A 6,243-nucleotide genomic window follows, 5' to 3' on the forward strand; every position below is an offset into this window, starting at 1 on the left:
CGGGGTGTCCCGAAGCGCCAGCGACGCTACGCGCGGCCGCCCGCTGCAGGGACAGCCCTGACCTCAGCCCCGCACATGAAACTAAAACAATTCATTCTCACGTCGGCCGTGACGGCCTGCGCGTGGCAGCACGCCCATGCCGCCGACGACGCGACGCTCGCACAACAGAACCAGACAGGCCCGACCGACCAGACTGAGCAGGCGCAGGGCGAAACCGCGCTGCCGAACATTCTCGTCGTCGGCGACACGCAGCATTTGCCGCAATCGTTCGACCAGCGCTACGCGAGCACCCAGGTCCTCACGCGCGAAGACCTCGATCGTCTTGCCCCGCAGGATCCCAGCATCACCCAGGCGCTTGCCACGCTGCCCGGCGTGACGGTGTCGCAAAACGGCGGCCCGGGCTCGGCGGCTTCGGTCAGCATTCGCGGCTCCTCGGCCCAGCAGGTGGCCGTCTTCATCGACGGCATACGCATTGGCTCCGCCACGACGGGCGAGGCCGAATGGGCCGATCTGCCGACCGAGGCGTTCGATCGCGTCGAAGTGATTTCCGGGCCGGCCGCCGCCTCGTTCGGCGCCGATGCGGTGGGCGGCGTCGTGCAGCTCTTCACGCGCCACGCGTCGAACCTGCCGAACCAGACCACGGTTTCGTTCGGCGGCGGCTCGAACAAGACCTTCGACACGCAGGTCCGCACCTCGGGCACGGTCCCCTCCACCGGGCCGCTGGCCGCGCTGGGCGGGCTCACGTATTCGCTGGGGCTGCACGACTACAACACCGCGGGCATCGACGCGACCCAGCCGTGGGCCTACGGCCACGAAGACGGGCGCAATCCGTATCACGCCCAGGACGTGGATGCGCGCCTCGGCTATGCGCGCGACAACTGGTCGATCTCGACCTTCATGCTCTATCACCGCTCCGACCTGTCCTACGACAACGCGGGCGGCGACGACCGGCAGCTCGATCATCAGCTGACCACGGGCGTCGCGTTCCACTGGGACATCACGCCGACCACCCAGTTCGACCAGTCGGTGGGCTATGCGACCGATCGTCAGTTCGTCTACGCGAATGATCCGACGATCCCCACCGACGAAATCGACTCCACGCGCTTTAGCACGTCCACGTCGCTCACCCACCAGGAAACGGGCCACAGACTGTTCGGACTGCCGCTCACCGGCGAAACCAAGCTCGCCTACGATTTCACGCGCGAGCAGGCCTTCCTGCCCGTGGATATCCCGACCGGCGTGCCCACCCGCGACGATTCGGCCGTCTCGCTGCACCAGTCCGCCACGCTCGGCCCCTGGACGCTGTTCCTCGCGGGGCGCCACGAGATCGTGGAAGGCCAGACCGTGAACACGGGCAACGTTTCGCTGGCGTGGGAGATCACGCCGGTCTACACGGCGCGCGTGTCTTACGGCAACGCTTTCCGCCTGCCGACGTTCAACGACCTCTACTACCCGCAGTACGGCAACCCCGACCTGCAGCCGGAACGCAGCGACAGCGTCGAAGCCGCGCTCGACGCCAACACATCGTTCGGCACCTTCACGGCCGCCATCTACGACACGCGCTACCACGACCTGATCGCGTACAGTTCGGAGACCTTCATACCGTTCAACGTCGGCCGTGCGCATATTCAGGGCATCGATCTCTCGTACAAGGGCACGCTCGGCAAGTCCACGCCGGTGAGCCTGACCGTCGGCCTCCTCAATCCCGAAGACGTCACCGACAACGCCTGGCTGAACCGCCGCCCGCGGCAGACGGTCAACCTGAGCGTCGATCACACGTGGGACGAGTTCCACCTCCACGCGCTCAGCACGGGCATTTCGATTCTGTACAACGGCTCGACCTTCGACGATCAGGAGAACACGATTTATCTGCCATCCTGGACGACGGTCAGCCTGCGCGCCGCTTACCAGATCAACCCGCACCTCGTCCTGTCCGCGTCGCTCGCGAATCTGTTCAACCGGCAGTACATGACGGCGTATGGGTACAACAGTCTCGGGCGGACGGCGTTCGGGAAGATCGCGTATACGTTCTGATGTCCTGATGTTTTGATGACAGCGGACCGCCGCGCGGCCTCGCAGGGCGTTCGAACGCTCACGAGGCCCCGCAGGTTCCAGCCCTCACCGCCTGCAAGACCTGATCGCGCCCGTTCTGCACAAGCGCGACAAAATGCAGATGTGCACGGTCCCATTGAGGCGACACGGTGATATCGCGCCGCACGACGCCGCCCTGCGCACCCACGGCAACGGGTCCCACCCACAGCCGCACGACACCGTCGTGCGAAAGCGTCGTGCCGCCGTTTTCGCCTCGCAGCACGTGCGAGACGAGCCCGTCTTCCGTGACGGCGAAGTAAAGCTGCACACCGTCCGCCGGCAGCGCGCGGGCATCGCGCGGCGTGACGCTCGCCTCTAGCTCGACGGTGTTATCCGGATCGGAACGCGTAGTGAGCGCCATCTCGACAGGTGCCGGCGTGCTGTTGATCTGGCGGATCGCGTCGGGGAACGTGCCATGCCACGAGCGGATCTCCTCGCCGTTCGCGAAAAACTCCGGCGTATAGACGAAGGTGCCGTGGCCGGCGGCCACGAGTTCGCTCTGGCGGGCGTCGAAGACCTTCTGCGCCATCACGTCCTGCCAGCCCAGGCTGTCCCAGTACGTCACGTGCAAGCCGAGCGGAATCACGGTCGACCCCGGACCGGCTTCGCGCGAGAGCAGGCTCAACTCGCGATCGGCAGGCGGGCAACTCGAACACCCTTCGCTCGTATAGAGTTCGACCACCGCGGCGGTGCCGGGCCCGCTCGTCGCGTGGCAGGCATCCGAGGCGTATAACGCGTTCGACGCCAGCAAGGCGAGCATCAACAGGAAACCACCGGGCAGACCAACGAGGCGCATGATGTTCCTCCACAGCGACACGCCCGCGCGAGCGCACGGGTCGGCGGGTCTGGGAAAGCGGCACGAATCGCCCGGACCCTGCTGTTAATTCGGCTGGGAGTTCGGTGGGGTTACAGCGGATCGGGAATTTTCGCGAGCGGGCCGGGCGGCACGGATGCCGCCCGGCAACCCGCCGGCTGATCAAAACTGCGCAAAACCGCGCAGAACTGCTCAGAACTGGTCTTCCGCCAGCGCGAGCACGCCTTGCGCGCCGCGCGCGCTGAGCGCGGACGTTTCGAAACCGCTCGCGAGCGGCAGCACATGCTCCGCGTAGAACTGCGCAATGGCGATCTTCGCGTCATGGAACGACGGATCGTTCGAGCGGTTGCGTTGCGCAGCCAGCAGCGCGCGCGCCATCTGCCAGCCGCACAGCACGACGCCCGCCAGCTTCAGATACGGCACGCTGCCCGCGAACACCGCGTTCGGATCGGTCTTCGTGTTCGCCACGACGAACTCCACCACATTCGCCAGCGCCGCTGCGCCCTTCTCCAGTTGCGCGCGCATCGATGCCGCCGCCGGGCCATCCGCCTTCGCCAAGGCATCGACCGTGGCGGCGACCTCGGCCAGCAGCGCCTTCGCCACCGCGCCGCCGTCGCGCACGGTCTTGCGGCCCACGAGGTCGTTGGCCTGAATGGCCGTTGTGCCCTCATAAATCGCGAGAATGCGCGCGTCGCGATAGTACTGCGCAGCACCGGTCTCCTCGATGAAGCCCATGCCGCCATGCACCTGCACGCCAAGGCTGGCCACCTCGTTGACCATCTCCGTGCTCCAGCCCTTCACGACAGGCACGAGATACTCGTAGACCGCCTGATGCTGCGCGCGCTCGGCGGCGTCCGAATGCTGATGGGCGTGATCACTATGCGCCGCCGCCACGTATGCGAGCGAGCGGGCGCCTTCGGTCAGGGCGCGCATCGTCGCCAGCATGCGGCGCACGTCCGGGTGATGAATGATGGTTACGGCGTCCTTCGCCGATCCGTCCACCGGGCGGCTCTGCACGCGCTCCTTCGCATACGCCACAGCCTTCTGGTACGCGCGGTCGGCCACGCCGATGCCCTGCATGCCCACGCCGAAGCGCGCCGCGTTCATCATGATGAACATGTATTCGAGGCCGCGGTTCTCCTCGCCCACCAGATAGCCCACCGCGCCGCCGTGATCGCCGTACTGCAGCACGGCAGTCGGGCTCGCCTTGATGCCCAGCTTGTGCTCGATGGACACGCAATGCACGTCGTTGCGCGCGCCGAGCGAACCATCATCGTTGACGAGGAACTTCGGCACGATGAAGAGCGAAATGCCCTTCACGCCGGCGGGCGCATTGGGCGTGCGCGCGAGCACCAGGTGGACGATGTTCTCCGCCATGTCGTGCTCGCCCCACGTGATGAAGATCTTCGTGCCGAACACCTTGTAGCTGCCGTCGCCCTGCGGTTCGGCGCGCGTGCGCACGAGCGCGAGATCGGAACCTGCCTGCGGCTCCGTGAGGTTCATCGTGCCGGTCCACTCGCCCGAGATCAGCTTCGGCACGTAGCGCGCCTTTTGCGCTTCGGTGCCGGCCGTGAGCAGCGCCTCGATCGCGCCGTCGGTCAAGAGCGGGCACAGCGCGAACGAGAGGTTCGCCGCGTTGAGCATTTCGATGCACGGCGTCGCGATCAGCTTGGGGAGCGCCTGGCCGCCGTACTCGGACGGGTGCTGCAAACCTTGCCAGCCACCCTCGACGAACTGGCGGAACGCGCCCGCGAACCCCGGTGTCGCCGTGACTTCGCCGTCATGCCAGCTGCTGGGCGCGCGATCGCCCTCCACGTTCAGCGGCGCGAGCACTTCGCCGCACAGCTTCGCGGCTTCGTCGAGCACCGCCTGCGCCGTGTCCAGATTCGCGTCCTCGAAGCCTGGCAGTGCGGCGACGCTGTCAATCCCGGCCAGTTCTTTCAGCACGAACAGCATGTCCTTGACGGGGGCGGTGTAGCTCATGATGGTCCTTCCAGTGGTGCGGTAAGAGGGGGAACGGCGGGATCTGGGGCAGATCGTAGCGCCAAAGCGGCCTGGACCGACTGTCCAAACCGGCCCACCTGGTGACAAATCTGGCCACACCGTGCCGGCTGGCGCCCGCGCAACGGCGAGGCATGACGCCGCAAGGCGCATCATGCAGCAACGCTGCGAGGGATCCGCCCCCCCCAACGCGGGTAGGCGGGCCCCCTCAGGCGCGCACGCGATAGGTGCCGGGTGTGCTGCCCGTCCAGTGGCGGAAGGCGCGGTGGAACGCGCTCGGATCGTCGAAGCCGATGTCGCCGCCGATGGCCGCAATCGTGTCCTGCGTCTCCGTGAGGCGCTGGATGGCGATGTCGCGCCGCAGCTCGTCCTTGAGCAGCTGAAACGAAGTCTCCTCGGCCGCGAGCCGCCGGCACAGCGTGCGCACGGAGCAGTTCAGGTTCTGCGCGGCCGCTTCGATAGTCGGCAGATCGGGCAGCGCGGCGGCCATGAATTGCCGCACGCGGTGGCCTACGCGCTGCTCGCTGAACGTTTCGAAGATCCAGTCGCCGGGCGAGCGCGCGAGAAAATTGCGCAGGTTGCGTTTGCTCTGGCGAATCGGCAGATCCAGATAGGCCGTGCCGAAACGCATCAGCGTGCTCTGGCAGCCAAAACGCACCGGTCCCGAGAAAAAGTAGCGGTGATCGAGTGCGTGGGGCGGCTGCTCGCAGGCGAATTCCACCTGCAGCAACGGGATCTTCTGCCCGATGAGCCAGGAACCCACGCCATGCGCGAGCTTGAGCATGAGCTCCTGGCCCAGCGGACCGATGGGGCCGAAGTCCGGGTTCGGGCATAGCTCGACCTGCGCTACCGGCCCGATGCGGCGGGACTCGAGGCGGAAGTCGTCCAGCACGATGTGGAAAAACTGGCCGAAGCGATGCAAGGCCGTTTCGAGGTTGCGCGCGTCGAGCAGGCTCAGGCACAGGAATTTGAGCGTGCCGCTGCGAAAGGGGCGGCTGAAGACGCCGGGCATCTCGTCGTCGAGCTCGATCGCCAGCGCCTGATAGAGCGTCGAGAATTGTTCCTCGGTTACCCGCGCGCCTGGTTCGCCCAGCAGTTCCGGGGCGACGCCCGCCTGCTTCAGATAGCGGTTCGTCACTTCGTCTTTCGCGCCGGCCGCCGCGAGAAAGCCGTTGACGAGGGAAATCGGGACGGTGGCGCTGGGCGCTTGCATTGAATTTGTTGTGGTGGGTGGATGCGGTATTTTAGGGTAGATCGGGGGTGGGGAATTGTTCTGGGGGGTATGCCTGCTTGTTAAGGTGGGGGTGGCTTTTTCTTGTATTCGTGGTGGTATGCCT

General features: G+C 66.3%; 4 protein-coding genes. 1 reads left to right on the top strand and 3 read right to left on the bottom strand.

All coding sequences use genetic code 11. The annotated features are described in order from the left end of the window. Positions 1-75: 75 nt before the first annotated feature. The gene (locus tag BAC01S_RS26790; protein ID WP_027797528.1) at positions 76-2,034 is read left to right on the top strand and encodes a TonB-dependent receptor domain-containing protein; all 1,959 of its coding nucleotides are present in this window, start codon (positions 76-78) and stop codon (positions 2,032-2,034) included. Between the two features lie 58 nt (positions 2,035-2,092). On the opposite strand, the gene BAC01S_RS26795 is transcribed toward BAC01S_RS26790, so the two are convergent. From BAC01S_RS26795 to BAC01S_RS26805, 3 genes are all read right to left on the bottom strand, one after another. Then, complete coding sequence (locus BAC01S_RS26795; protein ID WP_027797529.1) at positions 2,093-2,887, bottom strand: DUF1223 domain-containing protein; 795 nt, start codon at positions 2,885-2,887, stop codon at positions 2,093-2,095. A 210-nt stretch (positions 2,888-3,097) separates the two neighbouring features. Continuing rightward, a complete protein-coding gene (locus BAC01S_RS26800) occupies positions 3,098-4,888 on the bottom strand; it encodes an acyl-CoA dehydrogenase (protein ID WP_027797530.1) in 1,791 nt (596 codons plus the stop codon). Between the two features lie 226 nt (positions 4,889-5,114). Continuing rightward, complete coding sequence (locus BAC01S_RS26805; RefSeq protein WP_027797531.1) at positions 5,115-6,119, bottom strand: AraC family transcriptional regulator; 1,005 nt, start codon at positions 6,117-6,119, stop codon at positions 5,115-5,117. Between the last annotated feature and the right edge of the window lie 124 nt (positions 6,120-6,243).

Source organism: Paraburkholderia acidipaludis NBRC 101816 (assembly GCF_000684975.1).
In the GTDB taxonomy this organism is placed as follows: Bacteria; Pseudomonadota; Gammaproteobacteria; order Burkholderiales; family Burkholderiaceae; genus Paraburkholderia; species Paraburkholderia acidipaludis.